Here is a 23,444-nt window from a genome sequence, read left to right on the forward strand (position 1 = left end):
CGACACAAATTTGAGCTTTTCATCCATCTTCGTACTTTCATTCCACGGCATAGAGTGGTCCCTCCTATGCCAAAAACTGTAAAGTATGTGTCCGGTATAAAGTGTTAACTATGTGTCGAGTCGTACACTCAATAGCCCACTTGTTGGGCTATTTTTATTTCGAAGCCTTCTTAAGGGTCCAGGCACTTGGGTGTTGTTCAAAACCAAGAGGCCCATAATATTCTCTTGCCTTTGGAGCGGCGAGCAAAACCAACATACAGCCTTCCTCAAGATGTAATTTAGTTTGTTCAATCAATTGTTTTCCAATGCCCTGCTTTTGGTATTGAACATCTACCGCCAAGTCTGATAGATAAGCAACATAAGAGAAATCGGTCAGCGTTCTAGAAATCCCAACTAACTTATCCTCATCCCATGCCGAAACTATCAGATTGGCGTGCTGAAACATATTCTCAAATGCTTGCCGATTATGAATGGGGCGTCTTTCACCAAGCGTCGACCTAATGTATAAATTAATTGCCTGATCAGCGGAGATTTTGGTTGAACTCGAATAGGTAATTGACATTGTTTTGCATTTAATAAAAATACCAGTCTATAGAGGCCCTATAAAAAAGTAAATCAAGGAATAGGCAGTCTAAGCCCCGATCGACTCAGCCTAATGTATTCTTCGAAAATGAAAACAGTCAATCTTTCAGTGATGACGCCCTTGTTGGCATTCAAGCTGGTTATGGTTGCTGCATTGTGGGGTGGAACTTTTATCGCGGGAAGGGTTTTGGCCCAGTCTTTGCCATTAATGACCGCAGCATTTGGCAGATTCTTTGTTGCTTCAATATTGTTAGTCATTGTTGCAGTAAAAATGGAAGGAAAGCTGCCCCGCTTAAATCGCGAGCAAATATTGCTAACTGCCCTTTTAGGTTTTACAGGTATTTTTATTTACAACATCTGTTTTTTTGGCGCATTGGCAAGAGTGCCAGCGGGGCGCACATCTTTATTTGTAAGCCTTACTCCCATCGTGACAGCCGTTTTGGCTGGCCTCATTTTTAGCGAGAGGCTCGGTATGCGTCGTTGGGTTGGCATCATAGTCGCGCTTATTGGCGCCATCGTTGTGATTACACGCGGTGATTTAATTGGGGGCATCGCCAATATCAGTCAATCACTGGGGTTGGGCGAATTAATGATGCTTGGCGCTGTTTTTAGTTGGGCTACTTACACATTAATATCACGTAAGGCCTTAGAGACGCTTTCCCCTATTGTTGCAACTACTTACGGCACTTTATGGGGCTTTGTATTTTTAAGCATTGGCGCTGTTGGCGAGCTCAAAGATATTGATTGGATGCTTCTAGATTGGCGTGTATGGACTTCAGTTTTTTACTTGGGCGCTTTTGGTACCGTACTGGCGTTTATTTGGTATTACCAAGGCATTCAAACGGTAGGGCCATCACGCACAGCAATCTTTACCAATTTGGTTCCGGCATTTGGTGTGCTATTTTCGGCAGCATTGCTAGGCGAGCCGATATTAATGTCAATGGTGATTGGGGGCCTTATCGCAGTCTTAGGCGTTTCGCTGGTTAATAAAAAATAGAGCCAGCCTATCCACAAATTGAATTGTTTTACAGTAGGATATCCACATTGACTCAATAAGGGGTGAAAATGAAAGTAGCAAAATGGCTTGGCTTAGGTTTATCGATTAGTTTTTTTATCGCCAATTTTGCGTTCGCGCAGTCGCAGGCTGAAGAGTTGCGACCAAAGCGTACAGTACTTCAAAAATCAGATGTGGGTAGTACGGGCAGAGAGGTCACCTTGCAGATTGTTGAGTTTCCAGCTGGCGCTGTCGAAGTTCCCCACACCCATCCCGGTGAGTTAGTGGGATATGTATTAGAAGGTTCTGCAGATTTAATGGTCGAAGGAAAGCCCATGGCCTCTTTGAAAGAGGGCGATGGTTTCATTATTGAGGGTGGTAAAGTGCATGCCGCAAAGAATACGGCCAAAGGAAGCACCAAATTATTGGCAACAGTAATTTTGGAAAAAGGTAAGCCTACTTCTGCCCCTGCTAAATAAAACTTAATCAGAAATCTTCAATCCTCGTCAATTCTGCCGCGGGTCACGAAGAAAAGCTAAGACAAAAAGTAAAAGGCAGTATGTACAAGCTCATCGCATTTGATGCCTATGGAACATTATTTGATGTGTACTCAATGGGGCAATTGGCTGAAGAGTTGTTTCCTGGTGAGGGACAAGCATTTGCCTTGATGTGGCGTGATCGCCAAATTGACTACACTCGCCTTGTCACTATGAGCGACCCCAGCCCAATGGGAAGTAAACACTACCTACCTTTTTGGGAGTTAACCATTCGCTCATTACATTATGTGTGTAAGCGCATGAGCTTAAATCTCACTCCAGAATATGAGCGACAACTCATGGATCAATATGCCAAGCTCACTGGCTTTGAGGATAGCTTGACCGTTCTTAAAGCCATTAAAGAAAAAGGCGTCTCTACAGCCATTTTGTCTAATGGTAGTAGAGAGATGCTTGCCACTGTAGTAGATAGCAATGGTTTAAAGCCTTACTTAGACAAAGTGGTAACAGTTGAAGAGGTGCGTTTATTTAAAACTGCCCCCCAAGCCTATGAGCTTTTGTTAAAAGCATTCCCAGCAAAGAAAGAAGAAATTCTATTTGTGTCCAGCAATGCTTGGGATGCCCTAGCGGCCAAGTGGTATGGCTTTGATGTATTTTGGGTTAATCGCCTTGGCCATCCTTTTGAGGAGATTGGTGATAAACCAAACTACGAGGGAAGTTCGTTAAGTAAAGTATTGGAAGTCATATAAGGAAATGCCGATGCTATTAGTAACCTCAATCATTGCTTCTCTGCTGACCATCATCTTTATCAAACTCTCTTTTGCCGTCATAGGCCTTAGAAGAAAGAACAAAGTTGGACTGGGAAGTGGTGGTCACGATGACCTTGAGAGGGCAATTCGTGCACAAGGTAATTTTGTTGAGTATGTTCCTTTCGGGATCATTTTGATTGCCTGTTTGGAATTAAACGGTGCTCCTTGGTGGCTAGTCCTCATCCCTGGCATCACACTGATTGTTGGGCGCTTGATTCATGCCGTCGGAATCAATGAGCCCCCTCCTAATTTCAGCAAGCGTGTAATGGGAATGAAGCTCACCTTCAATACATTAATCGCTTTAGTTATCCTGAATTTAGCTTGGTCTCTATATCAATTGATTGTCTAGAAAAATAAAGGAAGTCTTATGCCACTTGTACGCATTGATTTAAGTAAAAAACATCCAGAAGGTTTTGCCCAACAAGTGGGTGAGATTGTTTATGAGGTGATGACAGCACATATTAATGTGCCTAAAGATGACAAGTTTCAAGTTATTACTAAGCACGAAAGCTCCGAGCTTGTTATGCCTAAAAGTTATCTGGGCATTGAGTATTCGGAAGACATTATCTTTATCCAGATCACCTTAAATGAGGGCAGAAATACCGAGATGAAGAAAAAGTTTTATAAATTTATTTGTGAGGGCTTAGTTGAAAAGCTCAAAGTCAGACCCCAGGACATCGTTATCAATTTGATTGAGGTGAATAAAGAAAACTGGTCATTTGGCAATGGTGAGATGCAATATGCACCAAAAGAATAGAAACTCAGCCCCTCTAGTAGATTCTGCCCGGGGCTGGCAAGAGCTCAAATAAGCGCCTTAGGAGGCCATTTCATGATGAGTATTGACCGTTTTCGGACTCAGATGTAATGTCTAATCTGTTGTGATCTCTTGAGCCTTATTACTGAAAGGATAGACGATATGTTTTTGCCTACAACACACGATATAAAAGATGCAATTTCAAAATACGCTGGTTTTTTCGGGATGGTCGTCAGCATTGCGGTTGTGCTTAATTTGATCCTGCCTACAGGTGAGACGCTTTCGAATGCTCCAAAATTGATGGTGTCGATATTGATCAGTATTTTTCTTGGCTGGTTATCTTTTGCTATTAAGTCTAATAAATAAAAGACGAGTACTTTTAGGCTCCGTCTTATCCCGTCTTGCCCAGCAAAATTACTAAAGCCACCTTCGGGTGGTTTTTTCATTTGGCTCGACAGGAATATTGAATGTCGATTAGGATGGTCTTCTTAGTGCTCAATATCTTCAATTTATGACTTTTATTCTGCGAATAATCACACCCCTCATTTTTTTGCTGAGTTGTTTTTGTGTTGCTGGGCAAGCCGCAGCTTCTTTGGCAAATGATTTGCAAGATGGCCAACATGTCTTGCTGATGCGGCACGCAGACGCTCCCGGGTATGGCGATCCGGCAGGTTATGTAATTAGCCAGTGCTCGACTCAGCGTAACTTGGGCGATTATGGAAAGAAGCAATCCAGAGCAATTGGGGTGTGGCTGAGCAACCAAGGCATTCAAAAGGCAGAAGTATTTAGCAGTCCTTGGTGCAGATGTTTGGACACGGCCAGCCTTCTGAACAAGGGCTCAGTAAAAATTGAACCATCACTCGGATCATTTTTTGATGATATGAGCTTAGAAAAGAGCCAAACTAAAGCACTAGAAGTGTTTATTAAAAATGAATTGGCAAAGCAATCCAAGACACCACTTATTCTAGTAACGCATCATGTCAATATTCAGGCCTACACCGGGAAAGTCGTTGGAGTGGGCGACATGGTATTGGTGAAGGTGAATAAAAATGGGGAATATCTTTCTCATACAATTTATCTAAGCCCCAAGGTTTGAGAGGTAGCGCAATTTGACAAACATTAACGAGCTCCCTGCTGATCTTCCTATTCCCCAAGACGATGGAGCTACGGACCATTTAAAGGGAATGAAGCTCCCCCATGTCGTGCTGAAAGCTACTAACGGCCAGATGATCAATCTTGGCAATATCAAGCAAAAGCTGGTTATTTATTGTTATCCAATGACCGGTCGGCCTAATGTAGCTTTGCCCGATGGCTGGGACCAGATTCCTGGTGCTCGCGGCTGCACACCACAAAGTTGTTCATACAGGGATCACTATCAAGAACTGCAATCACTAGGTGCTCAGGTGCTAGGGTTAAGCGTTCAAACGACGGAATATCAAAAAGAGATGGCCGATAGATTGCATTTGCCGTTTCCAGTGGTTAGTGATGTGAGCTATGCGTTTCAGAAGGCGCTAAACATGCCAACTTTTGTAAGCGCCGGCATGACTTTGCTGAAACGAGTTACTTTGATCGCTCATGATGGCGTCATTGAGGCTGTTCACTATCCAATTTTTCCGAGTGATAGTGATGCAGCCTGGGTGTTGGAGTATTTAAAGAGTCACTAGAATAGTGTTGTCTATACGCATAGGGGTAGCTCGCAATGAAACAAGCTTTATCCAAAGTCGCTTTTCTGTCTATTTTATTTAGCTCAAGTTTTGGCATTGCCCACGCAGAGCCATCAACACCGCCCTTCTATCAAGCTGTGAGCAAAATGAGTCCAGACGGTAAGTTGGGGCAGGTCATTAAAAAAGAGCAAATATCAACCGCAGTGCCTGGTGCGCAGGCGTGGCGCATTGCTTATATTTCTTCAGACGTAGGCGATAGAAAAACCATTTCTACTGCTCTAGTTGTAGCCCCTACCGGTAAGGCTCCCTCAGATGGAAGGCCTGTTATGGCATGGGCACATGGCACTACGGGAACTGCGCAAAGCTGTGGCCCATCTCAACTGACTAATCCTGCAGTTTCTTTAAATGAATATTTCTTATTGGACGGAAATTCGTGGACTGACTACGGGCTTCCAAACTTAGAGACTTTTATTAAAGAAGGTTATGTAGTGGTTGGTACTGACTATCAAGGTCTAGGGGGCGGCGGCAAGCATCAGTACGCGGTAGCCATTACGCAAGCAAAAGATACGATTGATTCAATTAGAGCAGTTGGTTCAATGCAAGAAACCGGCGCCGGCAAAAAGGCAATCATTTATGGTTGGTCCCAGGGCGGTGGCACTACGATTGCTGCTGCTAGCATGCCAGATTACATCTCTAAAAAAGGCACTGCATTCGACGATATCCAGCCAGTAGGCTTTGTGGCTTTGGCCCCTTATGACGTAGCAGTCACAATGCCTGGGGCCAAGCTTGATCAGGTAATATCCGAAAAAATGATCAGCGAGTTAAGCGCCAGCTTTTCAGACAATGTATTTAACTTTGCACATTTTTCAATGACTCTATGGGGCACTCAGGCGGCGTTTCCGAACCTCAAGTTAACTGATTTGTTAACAGACGATGGTGCAAAAGTCATCGACAAAATTTATTCCAACAAATGTCTTCATGCATCAGCCGATACTTTGAGCTATGCCTATGGGGCTGGGTATAAAAATCTTTTAAAGCCAAAGGTGCAAAATACTCTGGCATGGGCGCAAGCATTTTTGAAGGGAAGTGTTAATCCAGTCAAGCCAGTAGCCCCCGTTGTTATCTATTGGGGTACGAAAGATACGGTTGTGCCTCCTGTGATGGGTGAGCTTTATCAAAAGCAGATGTGCAAGTTAGGCGGCAACATTAGCAGAGTTCAATTGCCAGGAGAACAAACTCACTTTTCTACGCCGGGCTCTGCCGCACCCTTATATCTGCCTTGGGTAAAAGATCGCATTGCCGGAAAAACCATGGCAAATGCTTGCCCACAAAATTAAGAGCAATGCGATGATTGATCATTTAGACCATCTTGTTTTGACTACTGCGAAAGAGGCTGAGTGTATTGATTTTTATACGCGTGTATTGGGTATGCAGTTAGAGTCATTCATTGGGGGCTCCCCACCAGTAGAGCGCAAAGCTTTTAAGTTTGGCAATCAAAAGATTAATTTACACATCAAGGGTAAAGAGTTTGAGCCTAAGGCAAATATTCCAACTCCAGGAGCTTTAGATCTTTGCTTTATTGCCGATATACCTCTTGCCCAAGTGATCAAGCAATTGGAGAAAGAGGCCTGGCCTATTATCGAGGGACCCGTCGTTCGCACTGGAGCAGCTGCGAAAATAAATTCGGTTTATGTTCGTGACCCTGATCAAAATTTGATTGAGATTAGCGAGCTACTTTCTTGATGGCTCAAGATCTGCTCCTCCAGGCCCTTGTCCTCGGGACTCTGGGCCTTGGCGCCGGGGTTTTGGGCGGGGTGATTGGGTTTGGCACTACGATTATCCTGATGCCGGCTCTAGTATATTTTTATGGGCCAATTCAAGCAATTCCAGTGATTGCACTTGTTGCCACAGTCGCAAATCTCTCGCGCATTTTTTTGTGGTGGAGTGTCATTAATTGGAAAGTGTGCTTTGTCTATAGCATCACTGCAATACCTGCAGTGATATTGGGCGTAAATACTTTAGTGACTCTAAATGATCGACTCGTTGAGATTACCCTTGGACTGTTTCTGATTTTGCTGATCCCAATTCGTAGGTGGATGCGTAAACAGAATTTTTATCTAAAGTTATGGCAAATGAGTTTGGTGGGGGCTGTAATTGGTTACCTCACTGGCATAGTAGCAACGACGGGCGCAATCAATACCCCATTCTTCTTGGCCTTTGGTTTAACAAAGGGGGCCTACTTAGGCACTGAGGCTGCCAGCACCCTATCAATTCTATTTACTAAGGGCATTACTTTTCATCAGCTCGGATTTTTAAATACAACGGCAATTATTCAGGGCCTTTTGATTGGCAGTTGTGTATTGGTTGGCTCAATCTTTTCCAAAAGAATTGTTTTGGCATTGCCTGAAAAGAAGTTTTTATTGCTAATGGAGCTCGTCATGCTGATTTCAGGAGTCTCCATCCTGGCGATGTCTTTCTAAAGGCATTGGTATAAATCACTAGTCCCTTAATCGAGGGCGTCAGGATATAATTTTGGGAAGCAGGAGAGTGAGGGGCAACCCTCCACCGAAGGCGCAAACTCCCATGAACGCTCAGGTATCCCACAGGAAGGTACTGCTTATCCTAAACAGCCGTCTGGAGAGCCACCATTTTGATGGTGCACCGAAGGAGCAAGTACTAAGCTAGGCTTAGTGTGAATCTCTCAGGTATCAAGGACAGGGGGAGCGGCATCCATCTGCATGGCATTGCTATGTAGTTGATGGGCCGCCTTGGGAGAGTCTTTATGCAAAACCTTTGCAAATAATTCAGTAGCAAATTTACCCATGGTCTGCAGATGCAGATCCATTCCTATATTGCTTATTAGCGCTATCGCTTTGGGCACTGATTGAATAAGGTTAATGTATGACAAACAAATTTGTTGAAGAGGCACCATATCACCCCGGATATGAAGATGCTGGTTTTAAGGGCGTAGCTTCACCGCTTGCTGCAGAAATTGATCAATTTAGAAAGAGCAATTCTCGCTATTTAAATTTTGCGGATGTCATTGTTGATTTTTGCGCATCAGATCAAAATAAAGTACAAGCAGCGAAGTGATCCACTGTAAATAAGCCACCTTTTGGTGGCTTATTTACTAGCAATCTTTGTATGGATACACCTATAGGTCTAGGTTATCTAATGCCAAGCTGTTCAGATGGCTGGTGTCAGCCCAGTTATCCACTTTCCAGTTAGAGCCATCATGGCTAATCCAATTTAAGGATGCATTTGGAACCGCCACCACTCTCTCGGCATCTAAGGCTTGATTACTCGCTATTCGATACATCATGTCTAGAGCTCCACCATGGCTGACTAGCAGAATTGTTTTGCCAGCATGCTTTTCCTGAATTTCTTCAAGGGCAACTTTGATACGGTTTGCAAATTGCAGGATACTTTCGCCGCCACGCAATTCTTCGTGAATATCTCTTCTAAGGTGGGCTTGCCAAAGCTCTGGCTCTAAGGCCGGAGCTTCGCTGATAGTCAGTCCCTGGAGGGCGCCAAGATGACGCTCTTTCAATGCGCTATGGCTAGTGGCAGAAACTGAATAGAGGGCTTCAATTGCTTTAGCTGTTTGCTTTGCCCTCTCCAAATCGCTGGTGTAGAGAACATCAAATTGAAAATCAATACTTTTAAGGGCCTTGGCCATCTGCGCTGCTTGAGCGATGCCACGAGTATTCAAATGAATATCGGTATGGCCTTGAAGGCGGCGCTCGGCATTCCAATCAGTTTCTCCATGGCGCACTAAGCAAAATCGAGTATTAGTCATTTAGTAATAATAAGGGCTAATGAATTCTTGAGAGCCCGAGTCTTCGCACAATTTTCTTAATACAATGGCTTCATACACAAAAAGGGCGATAGTGAATAAAGAAACCAAGGGAATGCTCATCGGTTTTATTGGCATTCTAATTTTTAGTTTGACTTTGCCTGTAAGCAAAATTGCAGTCCTCAGCTTTGATCCTTATTTCATCGCATTTGGTAGAGCTACGCTCGCAGCGACAGTTGCCTTGGCTTACCTGATTTATAAACAAGAGCCCATGCCAACCAGGGTGGATTTCACTAAATTCATAGTGATTGCTTTAGGAGTCGTTTTTGGTTTTCCAGTTTTCACTACCGTTGCCATGGCTGAGGGATCTTCTTCTCATGGCGCAGTCATTTTGGGCATGATGCCTTTGGCTACAACCGTTATTGGCGTGATTCGTTTTAAGGAGCGTCCATCCCTAGGTTTTTGGCTAGTTTCTCTATTGGGGGCAGCCTTGGTGGTGGTGTATGCCCTGCTAAAAAGCTCTGGAAGCTTTACATACATAGACGGCTTATTGGTGCTAGGCGGTATTTGTGCTTGCGTAGGCTATGTAGAGGGTGGCGAGCTATCTAAAAAGATGAATCCTCGCGCCGTGATTTCTTGGGCGCTCGTAATTTCATTGCCTATCAATATCTTGATGAGCTATGTCACATTTAATGCGCAATATTTCGATGCTAGCCCTATTGCCTGGACTAGTTTTATTTATCTTAGTTTATTTCCAATGTTTATTGGCTTCTTCTTTTGGTACGAAGGACTTGCGGTTGGCGGGATTGCACGTGTTAGCCAGGTGCAGCTAATACAACCCTTTTGTACGCTGATTGCTGCAAGCGTTTTGCTGGGGGATTCACTCACAATGATGAATTTGGTATTCGCTGTCTTGGTAGTTTCCACTGTGATTTTAGGAAAGAGAATGTTGGTTAGGAGGGCATAAACTCTTTCTGCTACTTCATGAAAAAAGCCCCGTTAAAACGGGGCTTAGTTTTTATGCAACAACAGCATGTTTGCTAATCGCTCGCAAAATCTTACTTTTTTCTTTTGGCTTATTGCTGGCCTCAAGTAATTTATTGAGTTGAGTAGCGTTTAATGGCCCAAGGCGCGGCTTGCCTGTTTTGGTGAGCATGGGGTCGTTTTTTCTGTTTCTTTGATTTTGGCCTACAGCCATGAATTTTCCTAGATTAATGAAATGATGAATTCGAGAGGGATGCTCAAGAGATCCCCCTATCTAGGGCGCACAATAGTGATCACAGTTCAGAATAACAGCTTAAAAGTTCAGGCGCTATGATTGGGGGATGATTAGTCTTCCAAACATCATCTTCGCTCTAGTTATGGGCCTTTTGATGTCTTTGAGCATCACGCTTGCAGCTACTTTTGTGCGTATTGGGGCTATAGAAAATTTTTTTTCTATATGGCTGGAAGTTTGGTTGGTGGCTTATCCTATCGCCATTGTTTGTATTCTGATTTATAAGCCGTTTGCCAGTAAGCTTACTGAAAAAATTGTGAAGAAGATTAAATAGGGTGAGCAGTTAATAACAAGGAATACCTTTATGAAGAGCTATATCTCCGGATTATTTTGTTTAACTTTATTGAGCGCTTGCGCAGCAGTCTATACAGATGCGTCCGATTCTAATCACGTTACTTTTTTAAATAGTAGCGGTGAGTCTATTGAGCAGCTAACCCAAAAAGCTAGTAACTACTGCGCACAATATGGAAAAACTGCCACCTTTAGAAACAGCGACACTCAACTCGTTGCCGTTTTTGACTGCAAGGGCCCTCAGGTTAGAAGCCAATAATCAACCAGCCAAATCAGATTGATAAATGAGACCCGCATGCTCTCTAAGAGCATGGAATTGAATGGATTCCCAGCGCTGTTGTGCGACGTCAAGCTCTGACTTATGCGAAGCCAGAAACACCGATGCGCCGACCACATCTTCTGCCATGCGATGAATGTTTTCTTGGGTAAATTTTTTCAGTGCGACAGGATCATCTGAGCTAACCCAGCGAGCCAAGCTATAGCGTGCAGGTAGTAGACGCACTTCAGCGCCATACTCCGTTTGCAGACGATGACTGACAACCTCAAACTGCAGTTGACCAAAGGCGCCCAAGAGCATCGTACCGCCGGCCATAGGCCGAAAGACCTGAATAGCACCCTCTTCACCGAGTTGCATGAGGCCAGTTCTTAATTGCTTAGACCGCAAGGGGTCGGCTGACTCAACCATGCGAAAAATTTCAGGGGCAAAAAATGGTAAGCCCGTAAATTGCAACTGCTCACCTTCGGTTAGCGTATCGCCCAGGCGTAATAAACCATGATTTGGTAGGCCAATAATATCGCCAGGAAATGCTTCATCCAAAATATCGCGTCTTTGTGAAAGAAAAGACAAGGCATTATTGGTGCGTACTTCTTTGTTGTTGCGGCAGATCTTCAGTTTCATACCACGTTGAAAGTGCCCAGAGCAGATTCGTAAGAATGCAACTCTATCTCGGTGTGCTGGATCCATATTTGCTTGAATCTTAAATACTACGGCAGAGAATTTATTTTCAGCAGGACTCACTTCACGTTGCAGTGCTTTACGTGATCCTGGAGATGGCGCTAATTCAACCAAGGTATTTAAGATTTCGCGTACACCGAAATTGTTAATTGCTGAGCCAAAGAATACCGGGGACTGTCGGCCCGCCAGAAAGGCTTCACGATCAAAGGCCGGCATTGCCTCCTTAATGAGCTCTACTTCTGCCAGTGCATTTTCTAAATCAGTTCCGAGACGCGCTTTAAGTGCAGGATCATTGACATCCACAACAGCATGCGAGTCTTCTGTGACGCGATCTTCACCTGCTTTAAACATGCGCATGCGCATATTGGCAATATCAATTACGCCTGCAAAAGATTTGCCCATGCCAACCGGCCAAGTAAAGGGAACTACTTCAATGCCCAAAGCAGTTTCAATCTCATCCATTAATTCCATGGGCGGCTTTACTTCTCGATCCATCTTATTGATGAAGGTGACAATTGGCGTATTGCGAGCGCGACATACTCCAAGCAGGCGTAAGGTTTGTGATTCGACGCCGTTAGCCGCATCAATCACCATCAAGGCAGAATCTACCGCGGTTAAAACGCGGTAAGTATCTTCAGAAAAATCTTGGTGCCCTGGTGTATCTAAGAGATTAATGATGCAGTCGCGATACTCCATTTGCATCACTGAGCTGGCGACGGAAATACCACGTTGCTTTTCAATTTCCATCCAGTCAGAGGTAGCGTGTCGACTGGCTTTACGCGCCTTTACGCTGCCGGCAATTTGAATTGCTCCGGCGTAAAGCAATAGCTTTTCAGTAAGCGTAGTCTTGCCAGCATCTGGGTGAGAAATGATGGCAAAGCTGCGACGTCGTAATACTTCTGCGGCGGGAGTGCTGGAGGTGGTGGTATCGATGGTAATTCTGCGCTTAGTAATCTAGTTTGGACGCAATTATAAGCGCGTGGGCCTATCTAAAATTGCTCTTCGGGCCTTACAAATCGCCATTGACCCGGTGGCAGTGGGCCAAGAGAAATTCGACCCATTCTGACGCGTTTGAGGCCGATGACCTTGAGGCCAACCATTTCACACATTCTGCGGATTTGCCGCTTGCGGCCTTCACGCAATACAAAGCGTAATTGATCTTCATTTTGCCAGCTGACTTGTGCCGGTTTAAGAGCAACGCCATCTAAAGATAGGCCGTGTTTCAACCGATCCAAATCTTCGAAAGAGAGGGCCCCCTCAACGCGAACTAAATATTCTTTTTCAATTGGGCTATTTTCACCAATTAACAACTTCGCAATCCGACCATCTTGGGTCAGCACCAGCAACCCGGTGGAGTCAATATCCAGCCTACCGGCCGGCGCCAAGCCTTTTGTATTGAAGCGGGGATTGCGGCCTTTATCAAGTGGGCTAGCAAAATAGTTCTCAGGAGTGATCAAAGAAGCTGCAGGTTGATACTCTTGCTCATCGTCATAGTGAGAGATGTATCCAACAGGTTTATTGAGGATGACAGTAATGCGAGATGCCTGTTGCGCCTTAGCACCAGACTGTAATTCGATTTTTTGATGCCGATAAGCGCGTACGCCAAGTTCGTTTACTACTTCGCCGTCAACGGTTACAAGGCCTTGCTCAATATAGGAGTCTGCCTCGCGACGTGAGCATAGTCCTAATTCAGATAACAGCTTCGATACGCGTACTTTTTCTTCCATGCCTACATTATCCGTTAAAGGATAGTTTTGAATAATGCGGGGCAATATCGCAGATTGGCTAAACTGCAGTAGTCACGAATATTAAATAAGAGAAAACAAATGACTGCCAACTTAAAAAAGCCACCAATTTATAAAATTCTTTACTTTCAAGTACTTATGGCTGTTTTAATCGGGGTTTTGCTTGGCAACTTTTACCCTTCCATTGGCGTAGAAATGAAACCTTTTGGCGATGCCTTTATTAAAGGTATCAAGATGTTGATTGCGCCAATCATTTTTTGTACGGTTGTGGTTGGCATTGCCGGCATGGAGGACATGAAGAAGGTTGGCAAAACTGGCGGCATTGCTCTGCTCTACTTTGAGGTTGTCAGCACAATTGCTTTAATTGTTGGCCTCATTGTGGTGAATGTGCTTCAGCCAGGGGCCGGTATGAATATTGATCCTGCCAGCTTAGATACCAAAGGTATCGCTGCTTACACTGGTCCAGGAAAGATGGCCAGCACTACAGAATTTTTGCTCAACATTATTCCAAATACAGCAGTAGACGCATTTGCAAAAGGTGAAATTTTGCAAGTTCTGTTTATTGCAATTTTGTTTGGATTTGCATTACATCGTTTTGGTGGTCGAGGAACCTTGGTTTTTGATTTAATCGAAAAATTCTCACACGTCTTATTCGACATCATTGGCATCATCATGAAATTTGCGCCGATTGGCGCTTTCGGTGCGATGGCTTTCACTATTGGTAAGTATGGAGTCGGCTCACTTTTCTCATTAGGGAAATTGATGGGCGCTTTTTATATTACGTGCTTACTTTTTGTTTTTATTGTGTTGGGAATTATTGCTCGCCTTAATGGCTTCAATATCTTTAAATTTGTGCGCTACATTAAAGAAGAATTGTTAATTGTTTTGGGCACATCATCCTCAGAATCGGTTTTGCCGCGCATGATGGAAAAGATGGAGCTATTAGGCGCCAAGAAAAGTTGCGTAGGTTTGGTGATCCCAACGGGCTACTCCTTTAATTTAGATGGGACATCTATTTATTTAACGATGGCCGCGGTCTTTATTGCTCAGGCAACTGATACGCCGATGACCATTACCCAACAAATAACGCTATTGCTGGTTCTCTTGCTGACTTCAAAGGGTGCAGCAGGCATCACTGGTAGCGGATTTATCGTTTTGGCTGCCACTCTTTCTGCGGTAGGCAATGTACCCGTCGCCGGCTTGGCTATTATTTTGGGCATTGATCGCTTTATGTCCGAAGCGCGTGCCTTAACGAATTTAGTTGGTAATGGCGTTGCCACGATTGTTGTTGCAAAGTGGACTGGTGAGCTAGATGAAAAACAACTATCTTCAGTACTCAATAAAGATAATTGGATGGAAGCTCAGGAGCCTGAAATCTTGCTAGATCAGAAGCAAGACAGGATGCGCTAAATAGGCTCCCCAGGGCCTTACCTTGTTAAGACGCTTGTGTACACCCCAATGTATTTAGCCATCCCTTCCTGATGGGCCAGGAGACCTTTAGATGGAAGGGTTGTAGGGGTTTGCTTTGTTACCAGGGGGATTTTTAAAGCGTTTATGCACCCAGTAGTACTCGGCGGGACGAAGACGAATTTCTTTTTCAAAATATTGGTTAAGGCGAGCAGTATCTGTTTTTGGGTCTGGCCCCGGGAAGTCTTCTAAGGGCTTGCTGATTTGGCAAAGGTAGCCAGACTCATCAGCTTTTAAGGTGGTGGTCATTAAGCAAACATCAGCGCCCGTAATTTTGGCGAGTCGTGACACGGCTGTAATGGTATTGGTTTCAATTCCAAAAAAAGGAACAAATTCAGAATCTTTTGTGCCGAGATCAATATCGGGGGCAATGATAATGAAATCGCCATTGCGAATTTCCCGAATGATTTCTTTCGAGTTCCCTTGGCGGTCAATTGAGTTGCCGCCAAAGCGATTACGCCAATCAATAATTTTTTGATTAAAAAATGGACTTTTCATTCTCTGAAAAAATCCAGATGTCCGGGGCCAATGGTTTTGTTTTGCTAAGGCGCTCAAAATAATGCTGCCTTCAATTCCAGTGAAATGCATATTGACCAGAATACGAGGCTTTTTACTAGCGAGATCAACGGCAGATTTAACTTCAATCATGTCGCTTAACTGTTTTTTGCTGCCTAGCCAAATAATGCTTTTCTCAACTAGACTGCGACCAAGTAGCCGCCAGTGTTGCTTGCTCAGTAGATCAACTTCAGCGATGCTTAGCTCGGGGAAACATAAATGTAGATTTATTTTTACCACCCGATTTCGGTCTCCTGGGATGCGCGCGGCAATATAGCCTAAGCCATAGCCAATTGAAACCAAAACCTTATAAGGCAAAAGAGAAAGAAGCTTAAGAAAAGCAACTACTGCATGATTAGAGAGAGATTTGAGCAAATGCGATTTACTCGGCGTCGTAACGGGTTAGAGTTTTTTTGTAACGAGTGCTCATCTCTTCAATTGAGCTACAAGACATTCCTAAATCTTTTATGATCCCCGTGTCGAGGCGGTATGCCCAGCCATGCACAGTCAGATCTTGCCTGCGACTCCAGGCATCTTGAACAATAGTGGTTTCACACACATTCACTACTTGCTCAATCACATTTAATTCACATAAGCGATCCTGACGCTTCGGCGTCGGTAAGACTTCTCCTAAATAGCGCTCATGCTTTTGGTGAACGTCTTTGACGTGGCGCAACCAATTATCAGCAAGGCCTATACGGCGATCACTCAGTGCGGCATGCACGCCTGCGCAACCGTAATGCCCAACAACTAAGATATGTTTGACCTTCAATAAATCAATGGCGAACTGAATAACAGACAGGCAATTTAAGTCGGTGTGCACAACAACGTTCGCAACATTGCGATGAACAAATAGTTCGCCCGGCAAAAGATCAACGATTTCATTTGCTGGCACGCGGCTATCGGCACAACCAATCCAGAGGTATTCTGGGGCCTGTTGATTCACTAAGCGCTTAAAGAAATCAGGATCTTTGGCGATCATGCCTTCAGCCCAGTCGCGATTGCTTGCAAATAGGTGGTCTAGCGTTTTAGAACTCTTCATAATCATGGTTTAAGTTTAAAGTACTTTAATGACGCCTAATTGGTTAAAACAAACCCCAAACGGAATTACCCTTAGTTTGCATTGCCAACCAGGCGCAAAAATCACCAAAGTGGTGGGGCTGCATGATGGCTGCCTAAAGATTTCTTTGCAGGCGCCCGCCCTAGAAAACAAGGCGAATGAGCTTCTGCTGGCATGGCTCTCAAAGCAATTAAAGGTTCCCCAAAAGCAGATTCAGTTCATTTCTGGACAAAACAGCCGGAAGAAGCGGATAGAGGTCTGGGGTCCAATTAGTTGTGAACAGATCATTCAAGCCCTCAAACCCTAAATGACCAGAGGATCACCAATTTTTGCCTCTGAAATAAACACCAATGATTCAGGTTACAAAAATGCAAAAGATAGATTTCCAGTTTTGCTGGAACCTATAAATGGGTATTAACTGCGAATTTTTAATTTATTAGTAAGTTCGCTAATAGCTATTTCTTGAGGGAGGATCCTCATATACTTAGTAGGAATAACTTTTGTTGCCCAGTTAGGGTTTATGTGGACATTGATCAAGGATGATCGTATGAATAGGTTTACAAAGTGGCTCTTAAGCCTTGTTTTAATTGGCTTAGTGGGTATTTCAGTGTATACGTGGGCAATGCTGACTTGGAGCTATGGAAACGGGGAGCGAGCGGGATATGTTCAAAAATTCTCCAATCGTGGCTATATTTGCAAGACTTGGGAAGGGGAGTTGGCCATGGTTTCGATGCCTGGCACCATGTCGGAAAAATTCCTCTTTACGGTGCGTGAAGATGCTGTAGCGCAAAAAATAAATGCTAATTTAGGCAAAAAGGTAGCGCTAAAATATCAACAACATATTGGTCTACCTACAAACTGTTTTGGAGATACCGAGTATTTTGTCTACGATATAGTTGTTTTGGATGAGTAATTTGTAGTGGTAGCAAAAAATTGCTGTAACGCAGCTTTATTTTTGTAATTTTTTGTGGTTAAAATCATGTAAGCGCAATGTGCGCTGACATCAATATCTATAAGGAGCTTCACTTGAACAAAGCCGAACTAATCGCAGCGATTGCTGACGACGCGGAGATCTCTAAAGCAAAAGCTGAATTCGCATTGAATTCTGCAATTGAGAACATCATCAAAGCTGTTACCAAGGGCGACTCAGTACAACTGATCGGTTTCGGTACATTTGCATCTGGCAAACGTGCTGCACGTATGGGTCGTAACCCAAAAACTGGCGAGCCACTCAAAATTGCTGCTGCAAAAACTGTTAAGTTTTCTGCTGGTAAGGCATTTAAAGATTCAGTTAACAAGCGTAAGAAGTAATTCTTTACTTTGTTGATAAAAAAGCCCGGTATACCGGGCTTTTTTATTTCCTGAAGATTTAACTTTCTTTAATTAACTTTGTACCAGTCGGCGATGACGATGAATGCTCATCAATATGCCCGCACCAAATCCAAGAGTAACTAAAGCGGTACCGCCGTAGCTAATAAATGGCAGGGGAACGCCAACAACGGGAAGTAAGCCGCTGACCATGCCAATATTCACAAATGCATAAGTAAAGAAAATGAGCGTTACTGCTGCGCCTAATAAGCGGGTAAATAAGTTTGGTGCGCTTGCGGAGATTGCCAAACCTCTTTTGATAAGAGCAAAGAAAAGCGCAATCAATATCAGATTACCGAGCAAGCCAAATTCTTCTGAGAACACTGCAAATACAAAGTCAGTATGTTTCTCTGGAATGAATTCCAAATGCGCTTGTGTTCCCTGAAACCAGCCCTTGCCAAAAAATCCACCTGAACCAATAGCAATCATGGATTGAATCGTGTGAAAACCTTTTCCAAGTGGGTCACTGCTGGGGTCTAGTAATGTGCAAACACGATGTTTTTGATAGTTGTGTACAAACGGCCACGCAACATCGTGTGCACAAATCGTGCTGCCAAAAATAATGATCAGCAAAATGCCAAGAACACCAATACCTACAAATGGCAAGATCCATTTCCATGGCAGGCCAGCCAAGATGATGACGTAAAGACCCGCTGCAAAAACTAGCAGGGCCGTACCTAAGTCTGGTTGACGCGCAATCAGAAAAACTGGAATCGCTAGGATGATTGCCGCTACTGCATAGTCCCAACTTTTCTGAATACCTTCACGTTTTTGAAAGTACCAAGCAAGCATGAGTGGCATCGCAATTTTCATAAGCTCGGACGGTTGAATCACAACGCCAATGTTTAACCAGCGGCGCGCGCCTTTTTTAATCAATCCAAATACAGCTACTGCAATAAGCAATGTAACACCAAATCCATAAATCCAAACAGCACCAGTTTCTAACCACTTAGGGGGTATGCGCGAAACAATCCACATCACCAAGAACGACAGTGCAAGATTGCGCAATTCATCTGCAATTTGCACGGGAGTATTTTGACTTGCAGATAAGAATGTAAAAAAGCCAATACCTGCTAATCCAAGTAAAATAAGGCCTAGCTGGCGATCAAGACCGGCAAATAGACCAAAGAAAAAACTTTTAATTTTGATTAAGGGGCTCTTTTCCATTCAGGAATCTCCTTAGGCCACTTGCCCTCAATGTAGTAATCCAATGCTTTGCGAGCAATTGGTGCAGCATGCTGCGCACCAAAGCCTGCATTCTCCACAACCATTGCAATGACGATAGTCGGTTTATCTACAGGAGCAAAGGCAATATACAAAGCATGATCTCGTAAAAATTCAGCAGTAGAGCTGTGTTTATATTCTTTCGAATTCAAACTAAAGACTTGGGCGGTGCCTGTTTTACCGCCGACTGGATATCCCGTTCCCTTAAATGCTGCTGCAGAGGTGCCGGAAATATTGACTTCGACCATTGCTTTTTTGATGACCTCAATATTTTCTGGGTCAAGATTAATCCGATAGCTTTCTTTTGGCGTTGTTAATACTCTATTGCGAGTAAATGGGTCTTCAATTGCTTTGACTAAGTGTGGCTTCATCACAATGCCATTGTTCGCCACGTTTGCCATCGCATGTGCTAATTGCAAAATAGTAAAAGCGTTATAACCCTGACCAATGCCCAAGGAAATAGTTTCGCCTTCGTACCATTTTTGCTGCTCCGGTTTTTTGAAGGTATTTTTCTTCCATTCTGTTGACGGTAGGACGCCTCTGGATTCACCCTGCAAATCGATGCCAGTGATTTGTCCAAAACCCAATGGTTTCATAAAGTCATGCATCATATTTACGCCCATATCGCGAGCGAGTATGTAGTAATAAGTGTCGCAGGATTCAGAAATTGACTTTTGCATATCAACAACGCCATGACCACCCTTCTTGTCATCGCGGAAGGTGTGATTACCAAACTCAAAATAACCAGAGTCAGAGATTGATTGTGAAGGGGTGCGCTTTTTAGTCTCTAGGGCAGCAAGCGCCATAAAAGGTTTATAGGTTGATCCCGGTGGATAAATTCCTTTAAGCGGTCTGTTATAAAGCGGCTTCTGTGGAGATTCATTCAACTCTTTCCACGTTACTGAATCAATCCCTTCAACAAAGTCATTTGGATTGAAGTTGGGTTTAGATACGAACGCCAAGATGTCGCCTGTCTCTGGTTCGATTGCAACAAATGCCCCACGAAAATTGCCGTACAGCTGCTCTACTAAATATTGCAATTTGATATCAACAGAGAGCACTACATTTTTGCCGGGAACAGAAGGCGAGCTCGAGAGAGTGCGCACAGGTTTTCCGCCTGCAGTGATTTCTACTTGATCGTAGCCTGGTACACCACGCAACACAGTTTCATAACTTTGCTCTAAACCAATCTTGCCAACGTATTGAATGCCGGGCAAAAAAGAGGCTTGCAAGGCATCAGGATCGTTGCCTTTAGCACCCTCGATTTCTGCCTGCATACGCTCCTTATCCTTTTGGGAAACGCGGCCAATATAGCCAATCAGGTGGGAGGCCAGCTCGTTATAGGGGTACTCCCGAAAGCTTCTGGCACGGATCTCTACCCCAGGAAAGCGGTAGCGATTGGCCATAAAACGGGCAGTTTCAGCCTCATTGAGCATGGAGCGCAGGGGAAATGTGCCCATATTTCTGGAATCTTCCAGAGAGCGCTTGAAATTGCGGCGATCTCTAGGGGAAATATCAACAATCTCGGAAAGCTCGTTGATGAGTTGATCAACATTGCCCTTCACTTCCTCGGCATTGACATCTAGGGTAAGGGCTGAGTAATTGCGACCAATCACAATGCCATTACGATCAATTAGGAGGCCGCGATTTGCTGGGGCAGGGACTAGAGCAATGCGATTACTTTCTGCGAGCAAAGCATATTTACCATGGCTAACTAGCTGCAGCCACACTAAGCGAGTGACTAAAAGCAAAAAGCAAAAGGTAACAAACAAAGTCGCAATATGAATGCGCTCTTGAAATGAGTCGAGATCCGGTTTTTTAAAAGAAACCATACAGTTTCTTAGAGTGGACGGTTGTGGTCAACGTCAATTGGACGACGTTGAGGCGCTAGCAATACGCGAGTTGCTAATGGCCAAAGCATTGCCTCAATGACGGCCTGGACAGCGCCTGTTAGCGCCCACCAATAGAGCTCTCCGCTGAGTAGCCAATGAACCAATACTGGGAATAGAGACACTAATAAAAAGATCGGTAATAGGTGCAGAGCTTGGGATAGAACGGTAAGCGCCACAATGCGCCTGTGCCAAGAGATTGCTAGGTATGCGACTAGTGAATAGCTAAAAGCGTGCAGACCTAAAAGATCGGAGTTATGCACATCCATCATGAGTCCAAGTATGAAAGCCCAGATGACGCTAACGTAGCGATGTTGGTGAATATTCCAAAACACAATACAAAGAATCAGCCAGTCTGGTACCCATCCATAGTTGCCGATTGGCAAGAGATTTAATAGCAGCGCACAGAACAAGCTGAAATAAATAAAAGCCGGATTCACCGGGCGCAGTATGTAGCCGCTTTGGAAATCAATCATTGCATTCCTCGCGCGCGAGTCTGGCGTCTACCAGGTGTATTTGTCAAAGGCGCGCCATTGCTTGATTTGTTGGTAATGGTTGGCGCTTTAGCATCAAACTGTGGGTCGTATAAAAAAGCTAAGGCTTGGCGATAGCGATTCACTGCTGAGACCGGTACGCAAAATACATTAGAAGAGTTCTTATCGGCATTGCGCTCAATTTTGCTAATTACTGCAACGGCAAATCCTGGTGGATATACGCCATCAATGCCAGAGGTAATCAAAATATCACCAACCTCCAAATCGCTGGCGACAGGTAAATAGCGAAGTTCTAAGGGGTTGCCTCGCCCTGCCCCAAAAACGGCAGCCCTTAAGCCATTGCGGGCAACCTGGACGGGAACCGCAAAGTCACGATCCTCCAGCAGGGAAACCTCAGCAGAGCGCTCGTACAGGCGGACTACTTGTCCCAATATGCCGGAATCATTGGCGATCGGGTTGCCCAGCTTGAGGCCATCATTGCTGCCGCGATTAATCACAATCCGCTGTGAAATCGGATTGGGCGGATTAAACAAAATTTCTACTGGCAATGTTTTGAACGGAACCTGCTTTTGCAGCGCCATCAAATCACGCAAATTTTGATTCTCAACCATCAAAAACTCAGACTGATTGGCCAGCAGAGAAAGTTCTGCTTGCCGCACCTTCATTGTTTGGTTTTCTTGATCAAGCGTGGACCGAGTCGTGAAATATTCTGATCCTGCTTCAAAAATATTACGTGGCGCCATCATGACATATTCAAGCGGACGCAAAATCCAATTGACGTTGTTACGAATAGGGTCGAGTGCTTTAAAACGAAAATCGATCAGCATCAGAGCGATGCTGATCGACAGACAGACAATCAGTTTGAGTAAGGCCGGAATGCCCTGTCTGAAAAGTGGTGGAGCGCTATGTTGCAATTCCCTGGTCGACGTGTATGTCGCTTACTCGTGCGAAAACACTCCGCCTAACTTATCCATGCGCTCAAGTGCGATACCGCAACCACGAGCCACGCAAGTTAAAGGATCTTCTGCCACATGAATTGGCAAACCAGTTTCTTCGAGCAAGAGGCGATCAAGGTCACGCAACAAGGCGCCACCGCCTGTCAGCATCATTCCGCGCTCAGCAATATCAGACGCCAGCTCAGGTGGAATCTGCTCTAGAGCCGCTTTTACAGCGGTCACGATTTGATTCAAAGGATCGGTTAAGGCTTCGAGAATTTCATTGCTGGTTACTGTGAAGCTGCGTGGAATACCTTCTGAAAGATTGCGCCCCTTAACTTCCATCTCGCGCACTTCCGCGCCAGGGAATGCAGAGCCGATTGTCTTCTTGATTAACTCAGCAGTTTGCTCACCAATCAGCATGCCGTAGTTACGACGAATGTAGTTGGTAATTGCTTCATCGAACTTATCGCCACCAACACGAACAGATCCTTTGTAAACCATGCCACCCAATGACATCACACCAACTTCAGTTGTTCCACCGCCGATGTCAACAACCATAGAGCCTGCAGCTTCAGAAACTGGTAGGCCAGATCCGATTGCAGCAGCCATAGGCTCTTCAATCAAAAATACTTGTGATGCACCAGCGCCTAATGCTGATTCGCGAATTGCGCGACGCTCAACTTGAGTAGATCCGCAAGGAACGCAAATGATGATGCGTGGACTTGGTTTTAGTAATTTACTTTCATGCACGAGCTTGATAAATTGCTTGAGCATTTGTTCGGTGATGGTGAAGTCGGCAATAACGCCGTCTTTCATTGGGCGAATTGCCTCAATATTTCCAGGAACGCGACCCAACATGGCTTTTGCCTCTTTTCCGACGGCCAAAATGGTCTTTTTGCCATTTGGACCACCTTCTTGGCGAATTGCCACAACCGAGGGTTCATCGAGGACAATACCCCGCTCACGCATATAGATTAAGGTGTTGGCGGTTCCTAGGTCGATGGCTAGGTCATTGGAAAAGTAGCTGCGGAAAAAACCAAACATGATGTAGTGGGAAAATAGAAGTTGTTAATAAAAATATATAGGAAT

General features: G+C 44.4%; 32 protein-coding genes and 2 riboswitches. Of the genes, 19 read left to right on the plus strand and 13 right to left on the minus strand.

Features of this window, described 5'->3' with window-relative positions; translation table 11 throughout:
- Window positions 1–154 precede the first annotated feature (154 nt).
- Window positions 155–562, minus strand: a complete 408-nt coding sequence (locus tag ICN13_RS06350; RefSeq protein WP_216139569.1) for a GNAT family N-acetyltransferase — start codon at window positions 560–562, stop codon at window positions 155–157.
- A 108-nt stretch (window positions 563–670) separates the two neighbouring features.
- Here ICN13_RS06350 and ICN13_RS06355 point away from each other — a divergent pair, with 108 nt between their 5' ends.
- From ICN13_RS06355 to ICN13_RS06405, 11 genes are all read left to right on the plus strand, one after another.
- Complete coding sequence (locus ICN13_RS06355) at window positions 671–1,579, plus strand: DMT family transporter (protein WP_255534067.1); 909 nt, start codon at window positions 671–673, stop codon at window positions 1,577–1,579.
- 68 nt (window positions 1,580–1,647) lie between these two features.
- A complete protein-coding gene (locus ICN13_RS06360; RefSeq protein ID WP_216139571.1) occupies window positions 1,648–2,055 on the plus strand; it encodes a cupin domain-containing protein in 408 nt (135 codons plus the stop codon).
- 80 nt (window positions 2,056–2,135) lie between these two features.
- Entirely contained in the window at window positions 2,136–2,819 is a 684-nt protein-coding gene (locus ICN13_RS06365; protein WP_216139572.1) for a haloacid dehalogenase type II, read from the plus strand.
- A 10-nt stretch (window positions 2,820–2,829) separates the two neighbouring features.
- Window positions 2,830–3,228, plus strand: a complete 399-nt coding sequence (locus ICN13_RS06370; RefSeq protein ID WP_216139573.1) for an MAPEG family protein — start codon at window positions 2,830–2,832, stop codon at window positions 3,226–3,228.
- A gap of 18 nt (window positions 3,229–3,246) precedes the next feature.
- On the plus strand, window positions 3,247–3,636 hold the full coding sequence (locus ICN13_RS06375) for a tautomerase family protein (RefSeq protein WP_216139574.1): 390 nt from the start codon (window positions 3,247–3,249) through the stop codon (window positions 3,634–3,636).
- A 159-nt stretch (window positions 3,637–3,795) separates the two neighbouring features.
- Window positions 3,796–3,999 carry a hypothetical protein gene (locus ICN13_RS06380; RefSeq protein ID WP_216139575.1) on the plus strand — a complete coding sequence of 68 codons (204 nt, stop codon included), beginning with the start codon at window positions 3,796–3,798 and terminating at the stop codon, window positions 3,997–3,999.
- A gap of 226 nt (window positions 4,000–4,225) precedes the next feature.
- On the plus strand, window positions 4,226–4,729 hold the full coding sequence (locus ICN13_RS06385; RefSeq protein WP_255534068.1) for a histidine phosphatase family protein: 504 nt from the start codon (window positions 4,226–4,228) through the stop codon (window positions 4,727–4,729).
- 13 nt (window positions 4,730–4,742) lie between these two features.
- Window positions 4,743–5,297 carry a peroxiredoxin gene (locus ICN13_RS06390; RefSeq protein ID WP_216139577.1) on the plus strand — a complete coding sequence of 185 codons (555 nt, stop codon included), beginning with the start codon at window positions 4,743–4,745 and terminating at the stop codon, window positions 5,295–5,297.
- Window positions 5,298–5,332: 35 nt separating this feature from the next.
- Window positions 5,333–6,634, plus strand: coding sequence for a lipase family protein (locus ICN13_RS06395; protein WP_216139578.1), 1,302 nt, complete (start codon window positions 5,333–5,335; stop codon window positions 6,632–6,634).
- Between the two features lie 10 nt (window positions 6,635–6,644).
- Window positions 6,645–7,040, plus strand: a complete 396-nt coding sequence (locus ICN13_RS06400; protein ID WP_216139579.1) for a VOC family protein — start codon at window positions 6,645–6,647, stop codon at window positions 7,038–7,040.
- Window positions 7,040–7,777: a sulfite exporter TauE/SafE family protein gene (locus ICN13_RS06405; protein WP_216139580.1), complete on the plus strand. Its 738-nt coding sequence runs from the start codon at window positions 7,040–7,042 to the stop codon at window positions 7,775–7,777. Before ICN13_RS06400 ends, ICN13_RS06405 begins: the two co-directional genes overlap by 1 nt.
- A gap of 50 nt (window positions 7,778–7,827) precedes the next feature.
- Window positions 7,828–7,918: riboswitch (glycine riboswitch) on the plus strand.
- Window positions 7,919–7,921: 3 nt separating this feature from the next.
- A riboswitch (glycine riboswitch) is annotated at window positions 7,922–8,025 on the plus strand.
- Here the strand turns inward: ICN13_RS06405 and ICN13_RS06410 are convergent.
- A complete protein-coding gene (locus ICN13_RS06410; protein WP_216139581.1) occupies window positions 7,999–8,142 on the minus strand; it encodes a hypothetical protein in 144 nt (47 codons plus the stop codon). Its footprint overlaps the riboswitch before it by 27 nt.
- Window positions 8,143–8,198: 56 nt before the next feature.
- Between ICN13_RS06410 and ICN13_RS06415 the strand changes: the two genes are divergently transcribed.
- Entirely contained in the window at window positions 8,199–8,390 is a 192-nt protein-coding gene (locus ICN13_RS06415) for a hypothetical protein (protein ID WP_216139582.1), read from the plus strand.
- 61 nt (window positions 8,391–8,451) lie between these two features.
- Here the strand turns inward: ICN13_RS06415 and ICN13_RS06420 are convergent, their stop codons facing one another.
- Window positions 8,452–9,096, minus strand: a complete 645-nt coding sequence (locus ICN13_RS06420; RefSeq protein ID WP_216139583.1) for a histidine phosphatase family protein — start codon at window positions 9,094–9,096, stop codon at window positions 8,452–8,454.
- Between the two features lie 91 nt (window positions 9,097–9,187).
- On the opposite strand from ICN13_RS06420, the gene ICN13_RS06425 reads away from it, so the two are divergent.
- Window positions 9,188–10,060 carry a DMT family transporter gene (locus ICN13_RS06425; protein WP_216139584.1) on the plus strand — a complete coding sequence of 291 codons (873 nt, stop codon included), beginning with the start codon at window positions 9,188–9,190 and terminating at the stop codon, window positions 10,058–10,060.
- A 51-nt stretch (window positions 10,061–10,111) separates the two neighbouring features.
- Here the strand turns inward: ICN13_RS06425 and ICN13_RS06430 are convergent, their stop codons facing one another.
- Complete coding sequence (locus ICN13_RS06430) at window positions 10,112–10,249, minus strand: hypothetical protein (RefSeq protein WP_216139585.1); 138 nt, start codon at window positions 10,247–10,249, stop codon at window positions 10,112–10,114.
- 169 nt (window positions 10,250–10,418) lie between these two features.
- Here ICN13_RS06430 and ICN13_RS06435 point away from each other — a divergent pair, with 169 nt between their 5' ends.
- Both ICN13_RS06435 and ICN13_RS06440 read left to right on the plus strand, forming a co-directional pair.
- Window positions 10,419–10,643: a DUF2798 domain-containing protein gene (locus ICN13_RS06435; protein ID WP_216139586.1), complete on the plus strand. Its 225-nt coding sequence runs from the start codon at window positions 10,419–10,421 to the stop codon at window positions 10,641–10,643.
- A 30-nt stretch (window positions 10,644–10,673) separates the two neighbouring features.
- A complete protein-coding gene (locus tag ICN13_RS06440; protein ID WP_216139587.1) occupies window positions 10,674–10,919 on the plus strand; it encodes a hypothetical protein in 246 nt (81 codons plus the stop codon).
- Here ICN13_RS06440 and ICN13_RS06445 read toward each other — a convergent pair whose 3' ends face one another.
- Together ICN13_RS06445 and ICN13_RS06450 are read right to left on the minus strand one after the other, a co-directional pair.
- Window positions 10,920–12,488, minus strand: a complete 1,569-nt coding sequence (locus ICN13_RS06445; protein WP_370622969.1) for a peptide chain release factor 3 — start codon at window positions 12,486–12,488, stop codon at window positions 10,920–10,922.
- A 116-nt stretch (window positions 12,489–12,604) separates the two neighbouring features.
- Window positions 12,605–13,342 carry a pseudouridine synthase gene (locus ICN13_RS06450; RefSeq protein ID WP_216139588.1) on the minus strand — a complete coding sequence of 246 codons (738 nt, stop codon included), beginning with the start codon at window positions 13,340–13,342 and terminating at the stop codon, window positions 12,605–12,607.
- Between the two features lie 99 nt (window positions 13,343–13,441).
- Between ICN13_RS06450 and ICN13_RS06455 the strand changes: the two genes are divergently transcribed.
- Window positions 13,442–14,770 (plus strand): dicarboxylate/amino acid:cation symporter, encoded by a 1,329-nt coding sequence (locus ICN13_RS06455; protein ID WP_216139589.1) that lies wholly within the window; start codon window positions 13,442–13,444, stop codon window positions 14,768–14,770.
- Between the two features lie 87 nt (window positions 14,771–14,857).
- On the opposite strand, the gene ICN13_RS06460 is transcribed toward ICN13_RS06455, so the two are convergent.
- On the minus strand, window positions 14,858–15,757 hold the full coding sequence (locus tag ICN13_RS06460) for a lipid A biosynthesis acyltransferase (RefSeq protein WP_216139590.1): 900 nt from the start codon (window positions 15,755–15,757) through the stop codon (window positions 14,858–14,860).
- Between the two features lie 7 nt (window positions 15,758–15,764).
- Window positions 15,765–16,430, minus strand: a complete 666-nt coding sequence (gene can / locus ICN13_RS06465; RefSeq protein WP_216139591.1) for a carbonate dehydratase — start codon at window positions 16,428–16,430, stop codon at window positions 15,765–15,767.
- Between the two features lie 22 nt (window positions 16,431–16,452).
- Between can and ICN13_RS06470 the strand changes: the two genes are divergently transcribed.
- The 3 genes from ICN13_RS06470 (at window position 16,453) to ICN13_RS06480 (ending at window position 17,753) form a co-directional block, all read left to right on the plus strand.
- Complete coding sequence (locus ICN13_RS06470) at window positions 16,453–16,749, plus strand: DUF167 domain-containing protein (RefSeq protein WP_216139592.1); 297 nt, start codon at window positions 16,453–16,455, stop codon at window positions 16,747–16,749.
- 240 nt (window positions 16,750–16,989) lie between these two features.
- Window positions 16,990–17,355 carry a hypothetical protein gene (locus ICN13_RS06475; RefSeq protein WP_216139593.1) on the plus strand — a complete coding sequence of 122 codons (366 nt, stop codon included), beginning with the start codon at window positions 16,990–16,992 and terminating at the stop codon, window positions 17,353–17,355.
- Window positions 17,356–17,468: 113 nt separating this feature from the next.
- The gene (locus ICN13_RS06480; protein ID WP_087908896.1) at window positions 17,469–17,753 is read left to right on the plus strand and encodes an HU family DNA-binding protein; all 285 of its coding nucleotides are present in this window, start codon (window positions 17,469–17,471) and stop codon (window positions 17,751–17,753) included.
- 72 nt (window positions 17,754–17,825) lie between these two features.
- On the opposite strand, the gene rodA is transcribed toward ICN13_RS06480, so the two are convergent.
- The 5 genes from rodA to ICN13_RS06505 are packed head-to-tail and all read right to left on the minus strand — an operon-like array spanning window position 17,826 to window position 23,399.
- On the minus strand, window positions 17,826–18,977 hold the full coding sequence (gene rodA, locus ICN13_RS06485; RefSeq protein ID WP_216139594.1) for a rod shape-determining protein RodA: 1,152 nt from the start codon (window positions 18,975–18,977) through the stop codon (window positions 17,826–17,828).
- Window positions 18,959–20,866, minus strand: coding sequence for a penicillin-binding protein 2 (gene mrdA / locus ICN13_RS06490; protein WP_216139595.1), 1,908 nt, complete (start codon window positions 20,864–20,866; stop codon window positions 18,959–18,961). The genes rodA and mrdA overlap by 19 nt, the downstream gene beginning before the upstream one ends.
- A gap of 8 nt (window positions 20,867–20,874) precedes the next feature.
- Window positions 20,875–21,399 carry a rod shape-determining protein MreD gene (mreD, locus tag ICN13_RS06495; RefSeq protein WP_216139596.1) on the minus strand — a complete coding sequence of 175 codons (525 nt, stop codon included), beginning with the start codon at window positions 21,397–21,399 and terminating at the stop codon, window positions 20,875–20,877.
- Entirely contained in the window at window positions 21,396–22,331 is a 936-nt protein-coding gene (gene mreC, locus ICN13_RS06500; protein WP_216139597.1) for a rod shape-determining protein MreC, read from the minus strand. The genes mreD and mreC overlap by 4 nt, the downstream gene beginning before the upstream one ends.
- A 24-nt stretch (window positions 22,332–22,355) precedes the next feature.
- A complete protein-coding gene (locus ICN13_RS06505) occupies window positions 22,356–23,399 on the minus strand; it encodes a rod shape-determining protein (RefSeq protein ID WP_068319852.1) in 1,044 nt (347 codons plus the stop codon).
- Window positions 23,400–23,444: the final 45 nt, after the last annotated feature.

Origin of the sequence: Polynucleobacter sp. MWH-Berg-3C6 (assembly GCF_018881855.1) — a bacterium.
Classification (GTDB): domain Bacteria; phylum Pseudomonadota; class Gammaproteobacteria; order Burkholderiales; family Burkholderiaceae; genus Polynucleobacter.